The sequence below is a fragment of the Rhodococcus sp. FH8 genome (assembly GCF_019266085.1).
Classification (GTDB): Bacteria; Actinomycetota; Actinomycetes; order Mycobacteriales; family Mycobacteriaceae; genus Rhodococcus_F; species Rhodococcus_F qingshengii.
This window is the reverse complement of sequence record NZ_LPNQ01000057.1, coordinates 1,622,789-1,646,846: the sequence shown is the minus strand read 5'-3', so window position 1 is coordinate 1,646,846 and position 24,058 is coordinate 1,622,789. Positions and strand designations below refer to the sequence as shown.

The following is a 24,058-nucleotide window of genomic DNA, read 5'->3' as shown; positions in this document are numbered from 1 at the left end:
CGTTTCGGCGGGCGACACGACGGATCGAAGGACTCATCCGTCGGAAGGTCACGAGTCGATGAGTCCTTCGACCGTTCCCCGCCATCCGCGGCGCTGGTAGTCCCGGGGCGACATGCCGTGGGCACCGATGAAGACCTTGGTGAATCCGGACGCGTGCGCGTAGCCGAGTCGACGGGCGGTCTCTCCGGCCGAGAAGCCCTCCTCGAGATAAGCGCGGGCGAGGGTCATCCGCAACTGACCGCGCCAGCGCGGGAAGCTCTGGCCGGTGGCCGCTACGAAGCGTTTGTGGAGCAGGCCCTCGTCGACGCCGAGTCGAGCGCTCCACTCCGGCAGCGTGCGCGAATCGGTGGGGTCCGCGCGGAGTGCGGTAAGGATCGTTTCGACAGGGTCGGTTCGGCCGCCGGGTGTCCGCGTCGCCGCGCTGTTTCGGATCAGCCTCGAGATCCTCGCTGGGTCATGGATCTCGGGGCGCAGAAGGGTGTAATTCGCAACGACCGTGTGCAACAGATACGCCTCCGCTTCGCGCGCGAAGTGCAGCACTCGTGGCGGCGGTGCAGTGACGGGAGAGTCGCCAGGCTGGGATCCGAGCGGAAGTAGAAGCGAACCCTCCGCGATCTCGACGCTGTTGCGTACTCCCGCGGGAAGCCACATCGCGTCGCCCCGCCTCAGATTCCAGGTTCGGTCGCCGAAAGTGACCCGGGCGGAGCCTCGGTAGATCCAGACGATGACGTGAAAGTTGTTGACCCTGGCCCACGTTCCGCTTGCGGGAATCGTCGGCGGTATCGGCGCCGAGCCTGAGTGGGCGCCTTCCTCGGACAAGAGTGCGACGCTCTGTGCCAAGGTCTCGTTCTCATGGATCGGCGCTGAGCCTTGGTTTGCACGTGTGTAGTCACTGGGTGTCACACCGGTGTGTTCACGGAAGGCACGGGTGAATCCCGCGGGCGTCGCGAATCCGACCTGCCCACCCGTCCATCCGATTTCGCGGCCGGAGTTCAGGTATGCGATTGCTGCCGCGATCCGGGCCGAGGTGCGCCAACGCGCGAAAGGCAACCCCGTCTCCTCCGTGAATCGGCGCTGCAGGGTGCGGACGCCGATCTTGAGTTGCCGGGCGAACTGGGAAAGCTCCGTGTCGTCGGCTGGCGTCCGTAGAAGCGTGCGAGCGATCTCGAGGGTCTCGGCCGAGCGTGGCAAATTCGGTGGGGCGTACGACACCGAAGCGTCGGCGTCGTTGGAATGGGCCCCCGCGACAAGCTCGAGTAGTCCGGCCCCCACAGTCGCCCCACCGCGCAGAAATCCCAAGTTGTGCGCGAACTGGTGGACGAGCCAGTCCTGCCAGGCTGCCGGGATCTCGAAATCGATGATCCGGTTCAACGTGGGCGGCAGGTCGGCAGCGGGCATCGGAATGGGAAACGCGACCGCTCCCGGGTCGACTCGGATGCTGTAGGCGATTCCCGCGGGCACCCAGGTTGCCGCCCCAGCGGTCACGCTGCGGGTGCGGTCGCCAATCTGTAGTTCCGCGTGTCCGGTGTGTACCCAGAAGAGCAGTGGCTCAAGTGCATTCGCGATCAAGGAGAGTCGGGACGCGGGGATCTCGGGGACTTCGCCCGCGGAGAACACCAACCGTGGTCCCACGTGTGCCCTCCCGATTCAGATGCTTTCTCACGCAGCCACCGATGAGTGTAAGAAGTCGGCACGCACGGATAACCGTAACCGATTAGGGCAGGCTAGCTTTATTCAATGGCCCTCCCGCCGTGATCGAGCGTGGGTCGAACCCCCCGTCTGTGCGCTTCCGAGGAGTCTTTCCGTGCCCCGAAACACCCGTCCGACAACGGCGTACTCAGTCACCTTGCGTGAACTCGAGGTACGTCGGGTGACAGACGTGACGCCGGGCATGCGGAGAGTGACGCTCACCGGAGCGCAGCTCGACACCTTCACAAACGCCGACGGCTTTGCCGAGCCCGCCTTCGTCAGCACCGGCTTCGACGACGACCTCCGATTGTTGTTCGCCTATCCTGGCGAAACCGATCCGGTCTTGCCGGTGATAGTCGACGGCAGTGTGACTTTCGCAGCGGGACGCCGTCCACTTGCCCGCGCGTACACCGTGCGCCGTTACGTTCCGCGAACAAGGGAACTTGACGTCGATTTCGTCGTTCACGGCGGTGGAGTTGCTACCACCTGGGCGCGCGACGCCGGCCCGGGCGACCGAATGCACATCGCGGGTCCCTCTGTATCGCAGGGACTCCCGGAAGATTGCGAGTATCTGCTCGTCGTCGGTGACGAGACGGCGCTACCTGCGATCGCGCGTCTGCTCGAGGAATTGCCTGCCGATGCCAGGGGGCATGTGTTCGTCGAAATTGCGGACTCGGCTCACATTCAATCGGTGCGCGAGTTGCCCGGGGTGAGTGTCACGTGGTTGCCACGCGAGGGGGCGGAGCCCGGCACTACTTCTTTGTTGCTCGACGCGGTCAGTGCAGTCGAATGGCCTGACGGACGCGTATTCGCTTGGCTTGCAGGCGAACAGGCGACGATTCGCTCGCTTCGGCGTCATTTGATTCGTGATCGAGGAATTGCGAAGACCGACATCGATTTCACCGGCTACTGGAAACGCAGCGACACAGTGCGCACAGATTCCTGACCCGGCTCCATCGCTCGGTAAGACCGAAGCGCTCGATAACACCGAAAGGCAGAAATGACAGTCCTGCGCACCAGACGATCACGGATCATCGGACTGATCGGGGCCGCGCTCGCCGCAGCGCTCCTTGTGTCCGGGTGCTCGGCCTCGGCCGAAAACTCGAAAACGGCGTCCACTCCCGGTTCGGAGGGGAACGCCCTTCCCGCTGCGGAAGGAACGACTACTTACCCGCTGACCCTGGAATCGCCATATGGTACAAGTATTCTCGAGAAGCGCCCGGAGCGGGTTGCCGCAATCGTCCCCAATGCCGTCGACACGGAAATGCTCCTCGCGCTCGGCGTCAAACCCGTTCTCTCCTCGTCGATGGTCAAGGAGTCGGCTTCCCAGTCGTACTTGCTGCCTTACGGCGCAGAGGATCTCGACACCTTCGAGTTCGCGATGGGCGGCACACTTCCCGTCGAAGCGATCGCCGCGAGCGAACCTGACCTCATCGTCGCCGTCGGCTGGGCCGACGGCCTGGGTGGTTTGTCGATGGGCGATTACTACGAACGTTTGTCCTCCATCGCACCGGTGGTGACGAGCCCCGACACGAAGTCGCGGATGCTCGTGCCGTGGAAGGAATCGATCCGCGTACTCGGCGAGACACTCGACCTCTCGAAGGCAGCCGAAAAGATCGTGACCGACCATGATCAATACTTTGCGAAGGTGCGTCAGGAGAACCCTGAACTCACTGGCTTGACTGCAACCTGGGCGATCTTCTACGGAACCGGCAACGGGTTGCAGTACCTTTCAGCGCCCGATTCGGCTCCGGCAACTTTCTTGGGCGAGCTCGGTTTTGCCGAGAACCCGCGTGCACAGGAGTTCGTCACCCAAAGCACTGTCGGCGAGGAACTTCTCGAGAACATCGATGCGGACTTCCTGCTGATCGGCCGCAGTGCCGCCGGCAGCGAGGAGGATTTCGACAAGCTGACCGGCGGGAAGCTCTTCCAAGCGATGGGAGCGGTGTCCTCCGGTCGTTGGGTCGCTCTGCCTCCTCGCACCGCCGACGGTGGCGACGTTCTGTGGGCAATCACGAGCGGTGGCCCGATCGGAACGATGTGGGCGGCTGAACATATCGTGCCGCTCATCAGCGCGAAGCTGTAGGCGTACAACTGGAGAACGGAAAGCCCTCACCCGTCGCCACACGATTGTGTGGCGACGGGTCGTTCGTACAGCAGGTGTCCCGGGTTTGAGGGTTGCCTATGGGACGAAGAAGGTTGCGAAACCCGGGGTGACAGGTCCGGCGGCAGGCAATATGGCGACGGCAACTTGCCCGGCTCCAGTCTGCAGGGTTGCCTCTCCCGGGGTTCCTTGGTTGTCGCCAGAAAGCCGACCGGTGCCGGAGGCTCCTGTCGAGAGGTTCATCCAGCGCACTTCCGTCGAAAGCATGCAACCCCACCGCTCGTCTTTGGCGCCGGTGATCGTCACCGTGCCAGGTTGTTCGCCGACTACCGCCACACAGTGGACAGGGGGTGCGTCGAAGCTGCCGTTTGGGTTCCCGAACGGCGCCGGGTTGATTTGGAACGGAACGGTGACCGCAGCGGAGGCAACGGCTGCGGGCGCGAGAACCGATACGGCCACTATGGATACGCAGGCAGATAGTCGGCGTACGAGATTCGTCACGGTAACCTCCGGTAATCGAAGACGGTGTGGTGCCCATGCTCTACCCGGAGCGCAATTACCGCAAGGGGATCCAGTTTTCGAGCCAGCGGCGGTTCGTGAATCGCTGAGTGCGTGACCGTTTGTAGAATCGTTGTCCTGCAACGCGTATCGGTATACGAAGCCTGTATTGGGCGGTGAATAGCCCAATCATGCTGGGCTCCACCGAAAGTACTAACTTTCCAGCCATCGGCCAGCCGGCTTGCGGTGTAGCTCGACAAAGCTGGTGTTGTTCGCAAGGCGGGCCGAACGATTTCTCAGGGAAGGCAATGGATATGGATGATGCGCTCGTTCCGCTCGAAGATGCACTCCCGCAGCTGTTCTCGTATCTTTCGCCGTTTCACGCTGGCGTGAGGGGTCTGCGGCGTGGGCAGCCAAGCCGCGTTTGGGGGTCGAGCATCGAACTGTCGAATGATTGCGACAGCAGTGGATTTCGTTGGATAGAAGTGCGGAGACCAATCCTGTGTCGGTAGCTGCGGGTCTCGAAATCACGTTTCATCTACCAAACAAATGCTTGATCGCTAAAGTGTGTGCGACATCGAAAGCTCGACGAAGCTCGATTTCGAAGGAGTTCGTATGGTTGCACCTCAGGCTTATGTCGTCGATGCGCTCCGCACTCCGGTGGGTAAACGGCACGGCTCGCTCGCAGGAGAGCACCCAGCGGACATGGGGGCCCACGTGATCACATCGATTCTCGACCGCACTCGACTGGACCCGATGGCCGTCGACGATGTGATCTTCGGTTGTGTCGACGCTATCGGGCCGCAATCGGGCAACATTGCCCGCACCGCCTGGCTTTCAGCAGGCCTACCCTTGGACATCCCAGGAACGACAGTCGACAGACAATGCGGATCTTCACAGCAAGCCGTCCACTTCGCAGCGCAAGCGGTCATGAGCGGGACCCAAGATGTGGTGCTTGTCGGCGGTGTGCAGAACATGTCCGCGATTCCTATCTCGGCGGCGATGCGTGCCGGCAACGAGTACGGATTCGACACGCCCTTCAGTAAGTCCCGGGGGTGGGCAGCACGATTCGGCGAGGCCGAAATCTCACAGTTCGTCGGCGCCGACCTGATTGCCAAGAAATGGGGTATCAGCCGTGAAGACATGGAGGAGTGGGCACTGCAATCGCATCAGCGTGCCCGTGCTGCCATCACAGACAGCCGATTCGAGCGTGAGACAGTGTCATTGGGCCAATGCGTCGTTGACGAATGCCCACGAGAGACATCCATGGAGCAGATGGCTGCACTGCCCGCATTGAGGGATGGCTCGTTGCTGACGGCTGCTGTGGCTTCGCAGATCTGTGACGGCGCATCAGCGGCCCTGATCGTCTCCGAGAAGGCGCTCGAGGTTCATGGATTGAAGCCACGTGCGCGCATTCATCATATGAGCGTGCGCGGCGACGATCCGATGCTGCAGCTCTCGGCGCCGATACCCGCGACGAAGTATGCACTGGCGAAATCCGGCATGGCGATCGGCCAGATGGATACCGTAGAAATGAACGAGGCATTCGCTTCGGTAGTTCTGAGCTGGTTGATCGAGACGGGTGCAGATCCCTCCCGGGTCAATCCCAACGGTGGTGGAATCGCACTGGGCCACCCTCTTGGGGCCACTGGCACCAAGTTGTTCGCCACGATGTTGCACGAGTTGGACCGCATTGATGGACGGTACGGACTCCAAACCATGTGTGAGGGTGGTGGGACCGCGAACGTCACCATCATCGAGCGGCTGAGCTGAGCTCGAGAAATTGGGCGGCATGGAAGGCCTTCTGTTGTAGCGCTTTGTCGGGTGCAACGCGCCCAACAGGGGTGCCGTGGCGCGGTGTGCGACGATCCGAGTGTGGGAGAACAGGCGGATCGTCTTGCTCGTGGTGAGTGGTATCTCGATGATGACGAGCTGAGGCAGCGGCGGCTGGAGTGTTGGCGTCGACTCGACTCGTTCAATGGGGCTTCGGCGGACGAGGATGCTGTCCGCTCGCGGGCTCTCGCCAGCCTTTTGGGTGAGGTAGGTGAGGGAGCTTTGGTGGTGCCGCGGTTCCAATGCAGCTACGGATACAACATTCGGCTTGGAGTAAACGCATTCGTCAACGCGAACGGGTTCTTCATGGATGATGCGCTGATCACAATCGGCGCTGACGTGAGGATCGGGCCTGGAGCCCAACTGATGACAGCGTTGCACCCTGTCGATGATCATCGCCGGCGTCGCGAGGGATGGGAGCGGGCTGCTCCGATCGTCATCGGTGAGAACACGTGGCTCGGCGCCTCAGTCACTGTCGGTGCAGGAGTTTCGATCGGTCACAACGCCGTGATCGGCGCGGGAAGTGTGGTCTTGCATGACCTTCCTGATCACGTCGTTGCTGCTGGATCGCCGGCAAGGGTTATCCGTCGGACACCTGCCGAAGTTGAGGGACTGCAACGCGAGCACTAGGGCATGCGATGTCAGAGGGTGATCGTGCGGGTGGGCTCCCAGATGGCGGGGTCGCGGTGGGTGACGACGAAGACGGTGGCCGCCAATTCCCGCACGGCGCCGGCGATACGGCGCTCGGTGGCCTCGTCGAGGGCCGAGGTGGCTTCGTCGAGAACCAGGACGGGAGCGTCTTTGAGGAAGGCGCGAGCGATCGCCACCCGCTGACGTTCGCCACCGGAGAGAGCGGCACCCTGGTGTCCGATGTCCTGATGAATGCCGAGCGTCGAGCGGTCGAGAACGGCGCCGAGGGCAGCGCGCCTTGCGGCGTCCTCGATCTCGATTTCGGTAGCGCCCGGTCTTCCCAGTCCGATGTTCTCGCCGAGGGTGCCCGAGAACACGAGTGGGTCCTGCGGCACGTAGCCGATATGTGCCGCCAGAGCGTCGTAGGGCAAGTCGCGCAATGAAACTCCGCCCAGAGTGACGCTGCCTTGGTCAGGATCGTCGAAGCGCATGAGCAGCCCGAGAAGTGTGCTTTTCCCCGTACCCGAGCGTCCTGCGACGAGAACTCGCTCACCCGCGGGGATCTTCGCGGTGATGCCGCGCAGAACCGGAGCGTGGTCTACCCCGGCGACCTCGATGTCAGTTCCAACAGGGCGCGCGGCGTCCCGGGGTGCGGGCTCGGCCAGTGCGGGAGCCGAAGTCGCTGTGCGGTAGTCGCGAACCGTTGCGCGCAGCTCGTTGACTCCGATTCCGGCCAGGGCGAGTTCGTCGAGCGGCGCAGCGGCGCGGGCGGTGAGGATGACGAGGGCGAGAGCGGCTGCGGGATCGTCGAATCCGGTGGCAGCGAGGAAAATCACTGCACCTGCCAGCGGCACAATGGTGGCGATCGCCGAGATGAATGTCGCTGGTGCCGCGGCGAGATTTGTCCGTGCAAGCGCGGCTTCCTGATTCCGCCAGCTTCGCTCGATTCGTTCGATGGAACGTGTGGGACCGGCTGCCGTACGCAGTAATTCGAGATGATCGGTGAGTTCGAGTGTCGACTGAGTTGCTGCGAGCTCGGCTTCGTGTCGGCGCTCGTCCGCTCGGCTGAGCGCACGCTGGGCCAGCGTCTGAGCGGCGAGCGACACGGCGAGCAGTCCACCGACGAGCAGCATTACACCTGGCCCCGCGACGACCGCGATCCCAGGAAGCAGGAGCAGCGGGATCAGCGGTGCAACCAGGAAGGTCTGAAGTTGGTGCGCGGGAACACTCATCAGCGACGGGATCCCGCGCCCGGCGACGGTGGCGAGCAGTGCCCGGTTGTCGTCGGTGAACCAGGACAGTTTCGCACGGGCGAAGGCATCGCCGAGAGCGTCGTAGAGATCGCCGACGAGTCGAGCCCCGGTGAAGTAACCGCCCCGCGAGACCAGGACGGTCACGAAGAGAGCAATGGTGGCCGTGGCCAGGACGAGAACCGGCGACCGGTGATCAGCGATCGAGAGCGCGAGGGTGGTGTACGCGATCGCTTCGAGGACAGCGACGGACACCCAACCGAGTCCGATGGTGATCAAGCGTCGTCGGACTGCATTGGCGCTGTTCATTATTCGGCTCCAGTCAGGGCTGCATTGTGCGACGCGGCGTCATTCACGTTTCGACCGCCGAGGTCGAGTCGATCGTCGGCATCGTCTGCAAGAGCGGGGTTGTGGGTGACGATCACGACCGTCTTTCCTTCGTCGTGCGCGAGGTACCGCAATTCTTTCAGCAGTTCTGCCGCTGTCCGATCGTCGAGTGCACTGGTCGGCTCGTCGAGCAGCAGTACTGCTGCGGGCGAGAGGAACACCCGAGCGATCCCGACGCGCTGACGTTCTCCTCCGGAGAGTGAAGTGGCGTCGGCATCGAGGCTGACGTCGATCTGTGCCCGGCGTAGTGCGGCGGTGTATTCCGCGTCCGTTGCATCGGGGGCGGCCAGCGCGATGTTCTCGCGCACCGTGGCAGGTAACACGTCTGCGCCCTGGGGTGTGAGCAGAATGGACTGTGGCCGCAGGTTCTCGTCGATCGCGGTGATGCTACGACCTGCGTAGCGGACGGTACCCAGTTCCGGGATCTCGAAGCCGGCCAATGCTTTCAGGAGCGTCGTCTTGCCTGCTCCACTCGGTCCCGTGATCGCAGTGATCGCGGCTGGGCGGAATGCATGCGTGACGCCGTCGACGACTCTGCGGTCCGCGATCGTGACAGTCAGGTCGACGATCTCCAGGTGGTCGGAGGGACTCGCCGCCGGAACGGTGAGTGCTTCACCGGCAGGGAGAGTGGGTTCGTTCAGGGCAGTGGCGAGCCGGACCGCAGCAGAGCGTCCAGCCGCGACGTAGTCGAGGCCGTGCCCGAGTCGCAGGGCCGGTGTCACGATTGCGAGGCTGAAGAGAATGGTGGCGGCCAACGTCGTTGCATCCCAGTGAAATCCGACGGCACAGGCGATCGCGAACGTCGCCGTCGCCTGCATGAGGGCAACGGCGACGGCCGCAGGGGTAGCCACGAGTCGAACGCGCTCCTGCATTCCCCGGGTGAACCGTGCTGTCGATTCTGCATAGTCGGCGGCAGCGCCGGTCTGCGCACCGTAGATCCGACAGACGCGGATGCCGCGGGCATAGTCGTCCACGGAGGTCACGATGTCGCCCATGACATCCGCGCTTTCGGCGCTGTGCCGAGCGGCCATTCGGGGGATCACGACCAGGTAGAACAGAGCTGCCACGATGCCGGGAGCCAGAGCGAGAAGCGCCACGGGGCCGGCTGAGGCAACCAACGCCGCGATCGTGACCGCGGGGACCACGATGAGTGTGGCGAACTCTGCCGGTAGGTGCGCAGTCATATGGTGCAGCGCCGAGATGTCGTCCGAAACGAGCCTCCGCAGTGCGTCTCCGCTGTAGCGGGACAGCGTGCTTGCCGGTAGGCGAACGAGGTGGGCTGCGAGTTGGCGGCGAACCCTTGCCTCGAAAAGCGATTCCGCGTGGTGCGAGAGCCACGACGATGTGGCAGCGAGCGCGACGCCCACGAGCCAGAGCGCACATGCCCACCCGGCCCAGCTCATCGACGGTTCACCGATGAGTTGCACGACGCACCAGAGCGCCCCGAGCATCGCGACCCCCGACGCTGCGGCCGCGACGACCCCGGCAGCCAATGCAGGCAGCGCCGGGCGCAAGGCCGGGACCAGCGACGGTTCGACGAGAGGGCGGGGCATGGATAACTCCTTGAATCAGCGTCAGGGTGCAGGCACGACAAATGACCGAGACCTAAGGTTAGGGGTCGATGGCTCCATGTGGTTATCGCCGTACGCCGATTTCTTACACTTGCCCAGCATCCGTCGGTGTCAGGATGCGGCCGAGATGGAACTCATGACGTCTTCCCACACGCCCATGACTGCGGGTTCGGTTGGACCCGTTTGGGTGAAGACTGCCACGCATTTGCGGCGGAAGTCGTACATCTCGATCGAGCTGGTCAGGCCGTGAACGCCGTGGGTGCGGGTCAGCCAGCACTCCGAGACACCATTCAGGTCGATCATCGTCCGGCAGGTGTCGGACGCCAAAGTCAGCGTCCCCCCGAACATGGCTGCGGCGTCGAGGTCACCACGGTGGATCTGCAGGCATCCGTTCCCGGCGACGACGGTCGTGACGGGCAGTTGGTGGTAGGACAGGTGCTCCATCCCGGCAGCCATGAGGTGAGGATCGACTCGCCGGTAACCGAGGGCGCCCAGAGCGACCAGGCCGCTACGACGTTCGCTGCCGCCGTCCGCGAGGATGAAGTCGAGCTGTGTCAGCTGATCGGCTTCGGCCCAGAATGCGGGCGTATTCGATGTCTGGATGGGAGGGCTTGTTTCCCTCGCAGTGCTCGGCGCAGTTCGCATCGCTTCGAAGGCGAGACGATCCGAGGCCGGGGTCAAATACGTGGTGTGTGAACTTGATCCGTGGATGTCGAACATGCGGAGCGTCGGCGGTAGGTGCTGCCCTGCTTCAGTGGTCACCACCGAGCCGAGGGAGGCAACGTTCAAACGTAGAGAGACGAGCCCGGGCGCGCAGACCAACGGATCGCCGGGAAATGTCGGAACGGAGTACTTGCCCGAGTCGTTGACAGCCACCGGACCTGCAACGGTGATTGCTACGGCGTCGTCCAAGAGTGGCAGCATTTTGCCGACTACCTCAGGTGCGGTGTCGATCAGTCCGCCGCGGAATCCTGGACGCGCAAGCAGTGCGTCCAGGTCCGACATGCGTGCCAAAGCTGCGCAACGACATTCGCCACGGTGCGGGCACATCTCAGTAGACATCCCTTAGGTACCGCTTCGATCGTTTGAGGTTGTTGACGTAATCCTCGGCGGCGTCCGCATCCAACCCACCGTGCTCGGCGACGACCTCGTGCAATGCGTCGTCGACGTCCTTTGCCATCCGAGTGGCGTCGCCGCAGACGTACATGTGCGCACCGTTTTCGAGCCAGTCGAACAAGTCTCGGCCCTGCTCGCGCATACGAGTCTGGACGTAGATCTTCTCGGACTGATCGCGCGAGAAGGCCAGATCGAGGCGAGTCAGGACACCGTCACGGGTCAGCCCGTTCAACTCGTCCTCGTAGATGAAGTCGCTCGACTGATGCTGATCGCCGAAGAAGAGCCAATTCTGCCCCGACGCGTTGCGCGCGCGACGCTCGTGCAGGAAAGCGCGGAAAGGTGCGATGCCGGTTCCGGGGCCGATCATCACGACGGGAACAGCGTCATCGGCTGGTAGGCGGAACGAATTATTCTTTGAGACAAAAACTCCGACCCGATCGCCCTCGCCTACGCGGTCCGCCAGGTACGTCGAGCAGACGCCGCCGCGGTCCCGCTCGCCCGAGCGGTAGCGCACACTCGCTACCGTCAGATGGACGGTGCCGTCGTGGGCCAGCGGGCTGGAGGAGATCGAATAGACCCGATGTTGCAGCGGGCGAAGAAGTGTAAGCAGATCCTCGGGATTCAGGCGAATGCTGTTGTCCAACTGGAGGAGATCGAGAACGTCCTTGCCCCACAGCCACGCATCGAGCGCTTCCCGATCTTCCGTGTCGAGAATATGCTGCAGTTCGGCGTCGCCGCTGCGTCGGGCGATGTCTTCGATCAAATCGCGCGAGGGAATGGAGATCTCGTAGTCGCTGGTCAACACCTGGTCCAACGGTGCGGACGAGCCGTCTTTCGCGGTAACCACATAATCGCCGCTGACACCGAGCTGATGGATGATCGCCTCGACGAGGGCGGGGTCGTTGATCGGGCGGATGCCCAATCCATCTCCGGCCTCGTAGTCCAGACCGTCCTCGCCGAGCGCAAAGGTGAAGTGGCGGACTTCCTTGGCTGAGTCCTCGCCGGACAACAGCCGGTTGGCGAGGACGGTTGCAGGATAGGGGTTCTTGCGAGTCCACTGGGACTTGGTCTTCGTCTGAGCGGGCGCAACCGGCGAGGCAGCGGCCCCCGCATCACCGTCGACACCGGCCACCGCAGCGACGGCCCGAACGATCCACTCGGCCGCCGGATCCTCGTAGTCGACGTCGCAATCGGTGCGGTCGACAACCCGGGTCCCGCCGAGCGCTTCGAAGCGGGCGTCGATGTTCTTTCCCGACTGGCAGTACCCGTCGTAGCTGGTGTCACCGAGTGCGAGTACTCCGAAGTAGAGACCCTCCAGCCGGGGCGCACTCTCGGATTCGACTGCATCCCAGAACAGCTGCGCGTTGTCGGGCATCTCGCCCTCGCCGTAGGTGGAGGTGATGACGAGCACCCGGCGCATGGCGGAAAGTGCATTGATATCCACGGTGTCCAGACCCGCGACAAGTGGTTCGAGACCGTGGGCACGAGCAGCTGCGGCTGCGTCTTCAGCCAAGGACTCCGCGTTGCCGGTCTGACTTCCGTAAAGGATGTGCACGGCTGCGCCGGCAGCTCTCTCCACTGTCGCTGTTGCAGTACCGGTTTGACCGGACATGACAGTTCGCGAGTGTAGACCGGCCAGGAATCCGGAAAGCCACGCGCGCTGGTCGCCGGTGAACGGTGCGTATTCGGGGATGTACGGGATTTCCATGATTTGAAGCTCACCTACTTTCGGGGGAGGAGGTCAGGACACCAGGTCGGGGATCGTGCGCGAAGCGAACAGTTCGTCGAAGTTCGGCAGTGATCCGAGCTTGTCCCGATTCTTGTTGTCTTGAAACAGAATCCACCCGTACGTCGCCGGGCTGTCCATGGCCAACACGTTGCGTAGGCTCAGCGCCTGCTTGTAGTCGTCGACCCGCTTGGCTGCAATCAGCGCAGCCAACTGTTCGTCGTCGTAGTCGGCCAGAATCTCTTTCGAGTACTTGACCAAGTGCTGGACGAGGGCGAAGTCCTCGGTCAGCACCAGGTTTCGGGCCGCCTTCTGCACTGCTGGATCGTCGGGTCCGGACGCACCCGGCGTGCGGGCGGCGGCGAGTTGTTGTGCGAAGTGAAGCACGGTGTACGCACTGAGCAGCGCATACATCGTCGCGGTATCGGTCTCGCCATAGGCGGGGACTGCTCCGTTCAGTGCGGGGCGCCCATCGCGCACTGCGAGTTTGAACGTGCGGACCTGACGTGCTGCGATGGCGGACGCCAATTCTTCGAGAAGCTCTTTGTGCGACTTCGCAGCCAGGATTGCATCGCTGTCCTGGTAAAGCATCAATGCCTTGGGCATGGCGTAGACGAACGAGTGCTGTTCGACTTCCCAGTTCTCGAGTAGTCGGGTTCCGAGCGCGGATCCCGTTGCTTCCACATGCAGTTCGAGCAGGAGTTGTACCGCGTGGTTGTGGACGGCGGCCAGAGGATCGGTCGCAGCGGTGATCGAACCCAGCAGTACGGAATCGGTACTTGCTCGCAGTGCCAATTCGCCACGAGGGTCGTACTGGTAGAAGAACCCGCCGCTCATGCCGTTGCCGACACCCTTGCCGAACTCGCCGAGATTCACGACAGCACCGTTGGTCATGTACTCGCCGGCGAAGTCTCCGACACCTTCTACGACAGCACTGGCGCCGGAGTTACGAACTGCGAAGCGATCGCCTGCTTCACCTTCGACGAACACTCGTCCACCGGTGGCGCCGAAGAGTGCGAAGTTGCCGATCAACACGTTTCCACCGGCGTCACTGGAGCCGCCGCCTGGGCTGCGCACGGCAATCACGCCGCCGCTCATGCTCTTTCCTACGCCGTCGTTACATGTCCCGGTGTGTTCCAGGTGCATGCCGTCGTTGCAGAATGCGCCGAACGACAGGCCCGCAGATCCGGTCGTCAGGACGCGCACGCTGCCCGGCGCCAGGTAGCGTCGCCCACGCTCGTCGGTCAGTACTCCCGGAGCGAGAAGGCCGGGCGCTCCGTAGTTGAGTTCGCGTTCGAGGTCGATCGCCAACTGACCACCGACGCTCTTGTTCCGGTTACCCAGGTGCAGTGCACCTTCGGCGAATTCAGGTCCGGACACGGCGACCGAGGCCTCGCCACGGTTGAAGAACACCGTACGAACCTCGTCCATGATCTTCTCGTCGAGCGCGTACTCACGTTCGAGGTACACAGGATTGTCGATGGTGATGTCCGGGGCGGACTCGAACATCGCGTCCAGCTTCAGATTGCCGACAATAGACGGGTGATCGAGCAGATGCAGGAGATCCGTTCGACCCCGCGCTTCCTGAAGGGACCGCATTCCCAGATTCGCGAGCAGTTCCCGAGTTTCGTGAGCGATGTTGAGAAGGTACTGCGCCATCGCGCGGGGATCGCCGTCGAACAGTTCCGGGTTGGTGGTCAGACCGGCGGGGCACTTGATGTTGCAGTTCTTGGCCATGACGCAGCCCATCATCATCAGCGCCGACGTACCGAACTCGAAGCTGTCTGCGCCGAGTAGGGCGGAAGTGATGATGTCGCTGCCGGTCTGATGCGCGCCCGAGCATCGCAGAACGACTTTCTGGCGAAGGCCGTTGGCACACAGAGCTTGATGGACCTCCGCGATACCGACCTCGGCCGCACGACCCGCGTATTTGAGGCTGGTCACCGAAGCTGCGCCGGTGCCACCGGTATTTCCGGCGACGTTGATGACGTCGGCGCCGGCCTTGGCGACACCGACGGCGATGGTGCCGATTCCTTCCGAGGACACCAACTTCACGATCACCCGAATGCGAGCTGCCTTGCAGTCGTGGATGAGCTGAGCGAGGTCCTCGATGGAGTACGTGTCGTGGTGAGGCGGCGGCGAAACCAGTTCGACCCCGGGCGTTCCGCCGCGGGCGGCAGCGATGTCGACGGTGACCTTGGCGGCCGGAAGCTGCCCGCCCTCACCGGGTTTTGCGCCTTGGCCGAGTTTGATCTCGATCTCTTCGAGCATCGGATCGGCGAGGTAGCCCGCCCAGATTCCGAAGCGTCCGGATGCAAACTGCTTGATGCGCGATGCACGAATCGTGTCGTAGCGCGAAAGGTGTTCGCCGCCTTCGCCGCTGTTGGACATCGCACCGACCATGTTCGTGCCGTGCGCGACGGCTTCGTGCGCCGGAGCGTTCAGTGCGCCATGGCTCATGGCACCCGACGCCAACTTCGGGGTGATGTCGCTTGCACTCTGTACCTCGGAGAGAGGTACACCTGCCGGTGCGACCCTCAGCTTGGACAGGAACTCTGCCGCAATACCGGTTGCATTCAGCACCAGATCCGGGTCGGTGGCCTCGATGGTGACGTCGTCGGCAAAGGCGACGGAAAGAGCATCGCCGAGTGCTACCACCCGAGCGGTGTCGTCGGCCAGTGGACCGTCCAGGCTAAGTGTGTACCGGCCGTCCGCGGCAGATTCACACCGGATTCCACGCATCACGATCGTCTTATTGCCGCGCACCGAGAATCGGCTGATCTGGTCGGTGAACTCGGCTGTCGTCACCGCAAATGTGACATCACCGGGCACGGAGATGACATCGCGCAACGCGGCGGGACGACGCGATCGTTCCGCAGCCATGACAGTGGAAAAGTCCCGGTACCCGGCGGTGATGTCGAAGTCGTCGATCTGCTCGGTGGTCAACCGGTCGAAGCTCGTCGCCCGGTATGCCCCGGCGTCGAGGCGGAAGGCGTCGTCGAGCCGTCCGAGCGGCAGTAGACGTAGAGCCTCGAATTGTTCTGTTCCGGAGGGACTGTCGAACGCGATCTTCTCTTCGGTGAGTTCGACGTACTTACGGACCGCGGTGGTACCGAACGAATGCCCTGCGCCGTCTGCACGCTCCTTGAACAGGCCGAGCAGTGGCAGATCCTTCTCGCCCCCGACTGCGCTCGCACGCTCGTGCCACTGCTTCGAGGTCACCGCGACGGTGTCGAAACCGACGCCACCCACCGGTGACTTCATGTTGGGGAACCACTGGCGCAGAACAGGGTCGGACGTATCGAGGAAGTTGGGTTCGAAAAATTCTCCGCCGATGTAGCTTTCGACGGTGCACAGACCGACGCGTCCCATCGTCTTCATCAGGGACTTCTCGGCGGCCTTCGCGAAGCGTCGGAACGCGGCATCCGGGTCAGCGGCGAACTTCTCCTCGGCTCGCAACTGAACGGACAGCGGGTAGACGGCGGAAGCGCCGAAACCGAGTGCGGCCGCAACGTGGTGTGAGGACTCGATCTGGCCGCTCTCGACGATGAGAGAGACGCGCAATCGCAGGCCCGCGTCGATGAGGCGTTGGTTCAATGCTCCGACGACCATGATCGCGGGAAGTGTTGCGCGCTCGTGAGATACGTGGCGGTCGGTCAGGACTGCGATTCCGCCCTGTTCGGCCGCGAAGGCTACAACAGCATCGCCGAGCGCGGTCATCGCGTCGACCATTGCCTGCGCGTCACCCTCGGCGGGGTAGAGCATTTCGAAGCGGCGGTGCGGAGTGTGGTTCTGTTCGCGGATCTTGAGCATGTCCAGGTGCCCGAGGATCGGCGAGGCGATGACGATCTGCTTGCCCTGTCCGGGGGACATCTTCGCACCCAATGCGACCCGGAGGGTCATACCGTCCGCTTCCCGGATGCTGTCGAGGGGAGGGTTGGTGACCTGGGCGAATCGCTGCGAAAAGTAACGTGCCACACCGCCTTCGCGGTCGCTGAATGCGTTGATGGCGTTGCCGTAACCCATGGCGGAGACCTTTTCGGCTCCGTGCGTGAGCATCGGATCCATCAGGAATTTGAAACTTTCCTGATCCAGGGAGTACGCCATGTAGCGCTGATGAACCTCGAAGGTGCCGTTGTAACGGGTCGGGGAGCTGACTTTCTCCGCTGGCACGGCGGGAATGTCTTCGATCAGGATTCGCGATTGCTCCAGCAACGACTGGTAGTCGCGCTGAGCGGCAATCTTTTCCAGAGCTTCGCGGGCAGTGTAGGTATGGCGATCGCGATGATCGAAGTACAACATTCCGCCGGCCTCGACGCGGCCACGGTGAATCACCGTCTCGGGTGCGAACGCGATCTGTCCGGCTTCGGAGAATGCGCACACGTAGTCGTGTGTCTCGATCGTGCGTAGTGGACGCAGACCGAGGCGATCCAGGCGCGCACCGATGATGGTGCCGTCGCCGAACACCAGCGCTGCCGGTCCGTCGTTCTTCTCCTCGTACAGCGAGAAGTACTCGAACATCGCACGCACTGCGGGGGAGAGAGTGGTGTCGTTTTCCCAGGCCGGCGGCATCATCGAGACCACAGCCGTCACCAGGTCGACACTGTCCTCGATGACGCGAGCTTCCAGGGTCTGATCGAGTCGGCAACTGTCGGACTGGCCGGGCGGACGGACGATCGCACGTCGTTTTGCACTGGCGACAGCAGCTTCGGAGAGCCGATTCTTCTTGTCCGTGTTCAGTTCTCCGTTGTGAGCCATGAACCGGAACGGCTGCGCCATCGTGGGATGCGGGTCCGTGTTGGTCGAGAACCGCGTATGGAAGTACATCGTGTGCACGGCGTGATCGGGGTCGACCAGGTCGCGGAAGTACGGGATCACTTCGTCGGAGTTCAAGCGACCTTTGAGAACCTGAGTTCGCGCGCTGAGCGAGAGTGGGTACAACCCGCGTAGTGCAGGGGTGTTGTACGCGATTGCCTCGATGGCGAGCAGAGCTTCGTGCACGAGGCGATCGACTACCGCAGGCTCGGGGCGAGGAGTGGGCACCTCGAAAATCCACTGCCTGACCGGAAGTTGATGCGCGATCGCGGCCGGCCGAATCGCCGAGTTGTCGACCGGGACGTCGCGCACTGCGAGAGTGGTGAAACCGCGATCGAGAAGTTCACGTTCGACCAGGGCGGCAGCGCGAGCGTGCTGGGCGTCGTCGTCCGGAAGGAAGAAGTTGCCGACGCAGAAGCGTCCGGCGCGAAGGTCGGAGCGCCCGGTTACCTTGCGGAAGAACCGGAGGGAGAGGTCCACCGAGACGCCGCCGCCGTCGCCGACGCCCTCGGAGGACATACCGCCGCGGTGCGGAACCGAGCAGAGCGCTTCGCGGCCCTTGATCAGGACATCGTGGGTCTGCACGCCGTCCTTGCGCGTGATGAACCCGACCCCGCAACTGCTCTTGTCATCTGCGGGGTCGTACAAACCGACGATGGACGTGCTCACTGCAGCAACCTTCTCCCTGTCCTGGTTGCCCGGAGATTGTTCGACCGGGCAGATACGACGGCATGTATTCCGTCAGGGCAGGGCGTCGCTGCTTCGATGAAGCGGCACCCGAATGGGTTCAGACTACTGAGTAGAGGCTTACCTTAGTCAAGTCTGCTTGGTGTGACTTGGATCTGAGCAGGTCAGAGGGTTGCTTTGTAGGCAAGTGCGTAGGCGATCTTGCCCGGCTTGTCGTCTGTGTACGGCTTGGACAGCTTTGCGAACTCGCCCTTGGACTCGGCTTTGCCGTCGTTCCAGGCCGACAGGACGCCAAGATCGGTGGCAGTGAATCCGCTGTCGACGACGGCATCGCCCGTCAACGCTGTCTGTGCTTTGGTCACCGACTTCACGGTGCCCAGGTAGCTGGAGAGATCATCGCGATTCCAGTTGGTGAGGTCGACGGGCGCGGTGTCGCGGACCCAGGCGCCCCAGTAGAACTCCTGGAACGGAATCGTGCCTGCGGCGAATCCGATGTCGCGGGAGAAGTACATCAAGCTGCGGTACTTGTCGTCGGCGAAGTTGGCCAGGCCGACGCTCTTCGGCAGAGCCTGGACCGGTACCTGGTTTCCGTCGACGTCACGCGACCAGACCCACTTGTTCTTTTCCATCTCGGTCCAGAAGGCGCCTTCACTCAGGCCACTGAGGTTGCCGAGAACCCGCAGTCGCACGTGCAGGTCGGGGCCTCCGTCGGCCGTCTCGATGAAGGACGTGAGGGTGTGGTGACCGTCGGTCAGGTAGAGATCGCCGCGGGGTCCGACGACCACGGTCTTCATGGGCGCGATGCTCTCCGCGGTTTCCTGACCCACCGGGAGCTGGCAGGTGAAGGACGACGGGTCCTTCAGCGTCGACGCCGCAGTAGCGGTCGCGGCCTGGATCTGACCGTTCGCCTCACACCAGTCGTCGAACTTCTTGTTGATCGTGTCTTTTCCGAGCGTGTATCGCCCGAGCTTGTAGTACACCTCGTCGTAGCCGAGTGACGGTTGTGTCGCGTGAACGTCGCCGATGCGCACGTCCAGGAGATCACCTTCCTTGGCGCACAGGTACTCCGATCCGCCGGCGGAGCCTGAGAACGAACCGGTGGAGATTCCGCCACACGCGAGGGGAGCGGCGACAGCGGGAGTGCTGACCAATGTTCCGGCGCCGAGCAGTGCCAGTGTTGTGAGTGCCGAGATGGCGGAACGACGCATGTGGGGATCTCTCCTGATGATGGGTTCACACGTGAAGAAGCTTGCGTCACAATCGCTCAGGGTGGTTTCGGACTTACTGACAACAGACGTCCGCGCGGTGGCTACCACGTGAATTCACGTCGTAACCACCGCGCGGTGAGCCGGTTGGTTGATCAGCCTTGCAGTTGATCAGCCTTGCAGTTGATCAGCCCTTGTAGTTGTAGAAGCCCTCGCCGACAGCAACGCCGAGCTTGCCCTCGTCGATGTAGTTCTTCTTGATGTAGTCGGCGAATTCGCGCTGCTTCTCGCCGCCCTGGGAGGAGATGTTGTAGACGGTGGTCAACCCGACGACGTCCATGATCTGGAAGGGGCCGAACGGGGCTCCGGTGCCGATACGCCACGTCTTGTCGACCATGTCGGGATCGGCGATGCCGTCGATCAGCAGGTCGGAGGCCGCGTTGAGGAGCGGGACCAGGAGCGAGTTGAGTACGTAGCCCGCCTTCTCCTTCTTGAGTTCGATCGGCACCATGCCGATGTTCTTCGCGAACTCGACGACCTCGCGGTACACGGTGGGGTCGGTGGACTCGGTGCCCATGACCTCGGCAGTGTTGTTGACCCACACGTGATTTGCGAAGTGCAGTGCGAGGAACTTCTCGGGGCGGCCGGTGAACTCCTTGAGATCGCTCGGCAGCAGCGTCGAGGAGTTGGTAGCGAACACCGTGTGCTCAGGAGCAACCGTGGCAAGCTTCTCGTAGGTGTCGCGCTTGATGGCGATGTCCTCGGGAATTGCCTCGATGACCAGGTCGGCCTTGGCGACGGCTTCGCCTAGATCGTACGAGTACGTAATGCGTTGCAGCGCTTCGTCAGCCTTGCCTTCCTTGGCACCCTCGACGTTCTCGGCCTTGTAGGCCGCGGCCAACGAGTCGAACCGAGCCTTGGCCTTTTCGATGACCTCGGCGTTGATGTCGTACGCGACGACGTCGAAGCCGTGATAGGCGGTCTGATAGGCGATCTGTGAGCCGAGAACTCCGGTACCCAGAACGGTGATCTGCTTCAGTTCAGTCATTTTCGATCCTCAATCCTATTCGGTGGGTAGTCCGGCAAGCGTCAATCGGACCTGTGCGGCAACGATGTTCGTGAGTTCGTCAGCCGTGATCCGGTCCAATGCCGCGCGGGCTATTTCGAAGTGCAGCACGTTGGAAATCGTTCGCGCTGCAGTGGTGGTTCGGGTGGTGTGGTTGGGGTGTGCCTCGTGCAAGATTTGCGCAATCCGCGTTTGCAGGCGCTGCGAGAGTTCCAGGCCTTCGGCCCGGAAACACTCGCTGGGCTCACCGAACAACACCTCGCGTTGGTAGATGCCGGTGTTCTCGTCGTTTCGGCGACTTGCGATCAGCAGGGGTGAAACCAGCTCGAGCACACGATCTTCTGTGCCGGTCGACTTGGCTTCACGCTCTTCTCCCAATTCGATCTGCTTGCGGTATTCCGCGTTGTACACCATGAGCAGCAACTCGGCTTTGCTTGCGGCGTAACGAAAGAGAGTGCCGCCGGCTACATCGGCGCGGTCGGCAATTTCTTGAGTTGTGACTGCGCTGTAGCCCTTTTCCGCGAACAGTTCGGCAGCGGCGTCGAAGATGCGTGTCTGCTTCTCGAGTTTGTTGCGTTCGCGACGGCCCAGCTCTTGGTCCGGCTTCGTCATCCCGCTCACCTCGTTCCATTTCGGATCACGCTCATAAATGAGTCTACTCCGAAATATCGGGAGGGTGGAGTCTCCTCCGTCACATCACCGCAGTCCGCTGACCCAACCGGCGAACACGTCTGAGAACACGTCCGCTTCGCACGCATGCGCCGATTCGGGGTAGGCACATTCGGGGTATCCGGCGACGACGGTGGCAAGTTCGGCATTGCAACACTGCGCCAAGAGGCCGCGCAGGAGGTCCGCGGCCGACCAGCCGGCGATGGATGCTGCTGGGATGCCCTCTTCCTCGTACACCTTCACCAGATCGGCGTGCCTCCAGGACAATTCCTCGGCCACCAATGCATCGGGGTTGAAAGACATGGCGCGGTCGAGTGATCCGCGCAGAAGTGAGTGCGGATCGTCCTCGCCGCGAAGCCTGGTCGCGAGGTCCGCCGGCGCCTTCTGCATGACGAACATCCAAGGTTTGCCGTCGGGAAAGACTCCACCGAAGCCTGCCACGTTGAACGGTAGGTGGCTACTGAGAAAATCGGTCTCGACGTCGACGTGTTGATCGTCGCCCAGATGAATGAAGTGGCCGGAGGCAATCTCCTCGCCCATTGCCGGCTCAGCCCATGTGTTGTTCCACAGATCGGTCATCCGACTGCCTTCGGGAAAATCGAGAACCTCGAAGAGAAAACCCATGTCTCTACAACTCCCCGTCGAAGTGGGTGGTTACTCCACCGGTCAGTCGAGAAACCGTCTGCGCCGAGGTTGCGAGGACGACTCGGCTTGTCTCGAAGGTCATCTCGTCGCGTTCGGTGTCCTCCGATTCGGGATCCTCGGCGAGTGAGAAGTCGAGTTCCACCTCTCGATCGGTGCTGGAACAGACCGAGATCATCAGCCCGAGTCGTTCGTCGGTGAACGCCGGAAGCGATTTCTCGGGATGGAAGTCTGCGGCCGCGTGAAAGAAGAACGCCGCCAGCCGTTCGACGAATCCGTCGTCCGTATGTCGGCTGAGATACTGATTGAAGCGGTCGGGGCTGAGCAGTCCGACGTCGAAAACGAGTGTGGGCACGTCGGATTCGAAGACAGTGGCGGGAACCGCATGACTGCGAAGGAAGACTGCGGCGCCGCCGTATCCCGGCAACCTGAACCCATCACGCATCTGGTGTACTCCCGTCGCAGTGGTGTCCTGTCCACGCTAGGCCATTGCTCGGCCGCGTGCTGCCTACTCGAGTAGGCAGCTTGATGGAAGAATCACCGCCTATGACTGCTGTCCTGTACCCGCCCGTCGAACCGTACGAGTCCGGTCTGTTGGAAGTGGCGGATGGTCAGAGCCTCTACTGGGAGACAGTCGGGAATCCTGCGGGCATTCCGGTTCTCTACCTCCACGGCGGTCCCGGTTCGGGATGCACTGTCGGTGCCAGGCGCTTCTTCGATCCCGCAGCCTTTCGCGCAGTTCTGTTCGATCAGCGAGGCTGTGGGCGCAGTCTTCCGCTAGCGAGCAGTCCGGACGTCGATCTGACCGTGAACACCACGGCGCACATCCTCGACGATATCGAGCGTCTTCGTGAGCATCTCGGTATCCAGCGATGGATCGTCACGGGACTTTCCTGGGGCGTCAGTTTGGGTCTGGTGTACGCCCAGGCGTTTCCCGAGCGGGTGATCGCCATGGCCTTGGGCGCGATCACCGGCGGGACGAGGGTCGAAATCGAGTGGATCACCCGCGCTATGGGCAGAGTATTTCCGCGCGAGTGGGAAGAGTTCGTCGCACCGCTGCCCGTGGACGAGCGTGACGGAAACCTCCCCGCGGCATACGCGCGACTGCTCGCCGATCCGGATCCTGTTGTGCGGGAGAATGCTGCGTTGCAGTGGTGCCGTTGGGAAGACGTGCACGTGTCGCTGATGCCGGGGTGGACTCCGAGTGTTCGATACCAGAATCCGGACTTCCGTCGCGTGATGACCAGGCTGGTCACGCATTACTGGGGTAACGACTGCTTCCTGGCGCCGAATCAGATATTGGACGGAATGGACCGTCTCGCTGAGATTCCCGCGATTCTCGTGCACGGACGGTATGACATTTCCGGTCCACTGGATACTGCCTGGGCGATCCACCAGCGGTGGCCGGGTAGTCAGTTGGTGGTGCTCGACGACGCCGGGCATGGCGGTGGCGGATTCAACGAGGCAATCGTGGAAGCTCTGAATTCACTGGCTCATTCGATCTGATCGAGTGCCCCGGCGCGGGCCGCGGCGAGCGCGCCGGCAGCAGCACGATCGGCAACCGACTGGTCGACGGGTAGATCGGCGACCAGCAGGCGATAGTAGATGGGTGCGGCGACGGCCGCCAGAAGATCAGCGGCCGAGACCTTCTCGGAGATCTCCCCGCGCTCGACTGCTCGGCGAACGACGATGTCTGCCAGTTCGTAACGTGCGGAATAGAACTCGCGCTTGAGTCTCGCGACCTCGGGCGTGCGGACCGCGTCGGAGAACAGTGCAGCCACCAACGCGCCGCCCGACTCGCTGGTCACCAGTGCGACTATCGATCTGGCCATCTCGCGCAGGTCGGATTCGATGGAACCGGTATCCGGGATGGGGACGGTGGTTGCCGATACCTCGATCGCCGCGTCGGCCACCAACTGGGACAGCGTGCTCCACCGCCGGTAGATCGTGGTCTTGTGGACTCCGGAGCGGGCGGCTATGTCCTCGATAGTCATCGCCGCGAATCCGCGTTCGGACAATTCGGCCGCCGTGGCTGCCAGGACGGCCTCGCGCACCCTGGCACTACGCCCTCCGGGCCGTTGTGGTGTCGAAGTCATGAGCCAACCTTATCGCAACAAGGTGTTGTGTTAGCTGGAGGCACGTGGTTCACTGAGCTAATGCAACTGATCGT

At 62.6% G+C, this 24,058-nt stretch carries 18 protein-coding genes; 5 read left to right on the top strand and 13 right to left on the bottom strand.

The window, feature by feature from the left end; all coding sequences use genetic code 11:
- Positions 1 to 48: 48 nt before the first annotated feature.
- Positions 49 to 1,632 (bottom strand): AraC family transcriptional regulator, encoded by a 1,584-nt coding sequence (locus ATN38_RS10635; RefSeq protein ID WP_218747953.1) that lies wholly within the window; start codon positions 1,630 to 1,632, stop codon positions 49 to 51.
- A 172-nt stretch (positions 1,633 to 1,804) separates the two neighbouring features.
- Between ATN38_RS10635 and ATN38_RS10630 the strand changes: the two genes are divergently transcribed.
- Together ATN38_RS10630 and ATN38_RS10625 are read left to right on the top strand one after the other, a co-directional pair.
- A complete protein-coding gene (locus ATN38_RS10630) occupies positions 1,805 to 2,635 on the top strand; it encodes a siderophore-interacting protein (protein ID WP_218747952.1) in 831 nt (276 codons plus the stop codon).
- 54 nt (positions 2,636 to 2,689) lie between these two features.
- Positions 2,690 to 3,775: an ABC transporter substrate-binding protein gene (locus ATN38_RS10625; protein WP_218747951.1), complete on the top strand. Its 1,086-nt coding sequence runs from the start codon at positions 2,690 to 2,692 to the stop codon at positions 3,773 to 3,775.
- 96 nt (positions 3,776 to 3,871) lie between these two features.
- Here the strand turns inward: ATN38_RS10625 and ATN38_RS10620 are convergent, their stop codons facing one another.
- On the bottom strand, positions 3,872 to 4,252 hold the full coding sequence (locus ATN38_RS10620; protein ID WP_003943006.1) for a hypothetical protein: 381 nt from the start codon (positions 4,250 to 4,252) through the stop codon (positions 3,872 to 3,874).
- Positions 4,253 to 4,906: 654 nt separating this feature from the next.
- On the opposite strand from ATN38_RS10620, the gene ATN38_RS10615 reads away from it, so the two are divergent.
- Together ATN38_RS10615 and ATN38_RS10610 are read left to right on the top strand one after the other, a co-directional pair.
- Positions 4,907 to 6,064 (top strand): acetyl-CoA C-acetyltransferase, encoded by a 1,158-nt coding sequence (locus tag ATN38_RS10615; RefSeq protein WP_218747950.1) that lies wholly within the window; start codon positions 4,907 to 4,909, stop codon positions 6,062 to 6,064.
- 102 nt (positions 6,065 to 6,166) lie between these two features.
- Positions 6,167 to 6,754 (top strand): sugar O-acetyltransferase, encoded by a 588-nt coding sequence (locus tag ATN38_RS10610; RefSeq protein WP_039973165.1) that lies wholly within the window; start codon positions 6,167 to 6,169, stop codon positions 6,752 to 6,754.
- An 11-nt stretch (positions 6,755 to 6,765) separates the two neighbouring features.
- Here ATN38_RS10610 and ATN38_RS10605 read toward each other — a convergent pair whose 3' ends face one another.
- From ATN38_RS10605 to ATN38_RS10560, 10 genes are all read right to left on the bottom strand, one after another.
- Positions 6,766 to 8,313: an ABC transporter ATP-binding protein gene (locus ATN38_RS10605; RefSeq protein WP_118605957.1), complete on the bottom strand. Its 1,548-nt coding sequence runs from the start codon at positions 8,311 to 8,313 to the stop codon at positions 6,766 to 6,768.
- On the bottom strand, positions 8,313 to 9,944 hold the full coding sequence (locus ATN38_RS10600; protein ID WP_218747949.1) for an ABC transporter ATP-binding protein: 1,632 nt from the start codon (positions 9,942 to 9,944) through the stop codon (positions 8,313 to 8,315). The genes ATN38_RS10605 and ATN38_RS10600 overlap by 1 nt, the downstream gene beginning before the upstream one ends.
- A 129-nt stretch (positions 9,945 to 10,073) precedes the next feature.
- Positions 10,074 to 10,967, bottom strand: coding sequence for a hypothetical protein (locus ATN38_RS10595; protein ID WP_054188368.1), 894 nt, complete (start codon positions 10,965 to 10,967; stop codon positions 10,074 to 10,076).
- A 46-nt stretch (positions 10,968 to 11,013) separates the two neighbouring features.
- Entirely contained in the window at positions 11,014 to 12,786 is a 1,773-nt protein-coding gene (locus tag ATN38_RS10590) for a sulfite reductase subunit alpha (protein ID WP_054188267.1), read from the bottom strand.
- Positions 12,787 to 12,819: 33 nt separating this feature from the next.
- A complete protein-coding gene (locus ATN38_RS10585; RefSeq protein WP_054188266.1) occupies positions 12,820 to 18,288 on the bottom strand; it encodes a glutamate synthase-related protein in 5,469 nt (1,822 codons plus the stop codon).
- Between the two features lie 182 nt (positions 18,289 to 18,470).
- Positions 18,471 to 19,514, bottom strand: a complete 1,044-nt coding sequence (locus ATN38_RS10580) for a ParB/Srx family N-terminal domain-containing protein (protein WP_003942919.1) — start codon at positions 19,512 to 19,514, stop codon at positions 18,471 to 18,473.
- Between the two features lie 184 nt (positions 19,515 to 19,698).
- Positions 19,699 to 20,559 (bottom strand): 3-hydroxyacyl-CoA dehydrogenase, encoded by an 861-nt coding sequence (locus ATN38_RS10575; protein ID WP_218747948.1) that lies wholly within the window; start codon positions 20,557 to 20,559, stop codon positions 19,699 to 19,701.
- Positions 20,560 to 20,574: 15 nt separating this feature from the next.
- Positions 20,575 to 21,189, bottom strand: coding sequence for a TetR/AcrR family transcriptional regulator (locus ATN38_RS10570; RefSeq protein WP_030536169.1), 615 nt, complete (start codon positions 21,187 to 21,189; stop codon positions 20,575 to 20,577).
- A gap of 84 nt (positions 21,190 to 21,273) precedes the next feature.
- Complete coding sequence (locus ATN38_RS10565; protein WP_204855254.1) at positions 21,274 to 21,870, bottom strand: hypothetical protein; 597 nt, start codon at positions 21,868 to 21,870, stop codon at positions 21,274 to 21,276.
- 4 nt (positions 21,871 to 21,874) lie between these two features.
- Positions 21,875 to 22,333: a hypothetical protein gene (locus ATN38_RS10560; protein WP_003942982.1), complete on the bottom strand. Its 459-nt coding sequence runs from the start codon at positions 22,331 to 22,333 to the stop codon at positions 21,875 to 21,877.
- A 101-nt stretch (positions 22,334 to 22,434) separates the two neighbouring features.
- Here ATN38_RS10560 and pip point away from each other — a divergent pair, with 101 nt between their 5' ends.
- The gene (pip, locus tag ATN38_RS10555) at positions 22,435 to 23,394 is read left to right on the top strand and encodes a prolyl aminopeptidase (RefSeq protein ID WP_218747947.1); all 960 of its coding nucleotides are present in this window, start codon (positions 22,435 to 22,437) and stop codon (positions 23,392 to 23,394) included.
- Here pip and ATN38_RS10550 read toward each other — a convergent pair.
- A complete protein-coding gene (locus tag ATN38_RS10550; RefSeq protein ID WP_231915873.1) occupies positions 23,382 to 23,984 on the bottom strand; it encodes a TetR/AcrR family transcriptional regulator in 603 nt (200 codons plus the stop codon). The two genes, pip and ATN38_RS10550, sit on opposite strands and share 13 nt — an antisense overlap.
- Positions 23,985 to 24,058 lie beyond the last annotated feature (74 nt).

Bases quoted from the DNA above. Each gene is read 5' to 3' on its own strand.
- ATN38_RS10625 (WP_218747951.1), top strand. From the start codon at position 2,690: ATGACAGTCCTGCGCACCAGACGATCACGGATCATCGGACTGATCGGG.
- ATN38_RS10615 (WP_218747950.1), top strand. From the start codon at position 4,907: ATGGTTGCACCTCAGGCTTATGTCGTCGATGCGCTCCGCACTCCGGTG.
- ATN38_RS10605 (WP_118605957.1), bottom strand. From the start codon at position 8,313: ATGAACAGCGCCAATGCAGTCCGACGACGCTTGATCACCATCGGACTC.
- ATN38_RS10600 (WP_218747949.1), bottom strand. From the start codon at position 9,944: ATGCCCCGCCCTCTCGTCGAACCGTCGCTGGTCCCGGCCTTGCGCCCG.
- ATN38_RS10595 (WP_054188368.1), bottom strand. From the start codon at position 10,967: ATGTCGGACCTGGACGCACTGCTTGCGCGTCCAGGATTCCGCGGCGGA.
- ATN38_RS10590 (WP_054188267.1), bottom strand. From the start codon at position 12,786: ATGGAAATCCCGTACATCCCCGAATACGCACCGTTCACCGGCGACCAG.
- ATN38_RS10580 (WP_003942919.1), bottom strand. From the start codon at position 19,514: ATGCGTCGTTCCGCCATCTCGGCACTCACAACACTGGCACTGCTCGGC.
- ATN38_RS10575 (WP_218747948.1), bottom strand. From the start codon at position 20,559: ATGACTGAACTGAAGCAGATCACCGTTCTGGGTACCGGAGTTCTCGGC.
- ATN38_RS10570 (WP_030536169.1), bottom strand. From the start codon at position 21,189: ATGACGAAGCCGGACCAAGAGCTGGGCCGTCGCGAACGCAACAAACTC.
- ATN38_RS10565 (WP_204855254.1), bottom strand. From the start codon at position 21,870: ATGGGTTTTCTCTTCGAGGTTCTCGATTTTCCCGAAGGCAGTCGGATG.
- ATN38_RS10560 (WP_003942982.1), bottom strand. From the start codon at position 22,333: ATGCGTGATGGGTTCAGGTTGCCGGGATACGGCGGCGCCGCAGTCTTC.
- pip (WP_218747947.1), top strand. From the start codon at position 22,435: ATGACTGCTGTCCTGTACCCGCCCGTCGAACCGTACGAGTCCGGTCTG.
- ATN38_RS10550 (WP_231915873.1), bottom strand. From the start codon at position 23,984: ATGACTTCGACACCACAACGGCCCGGAGGGCGTAGTGCCAGGGTGCGC.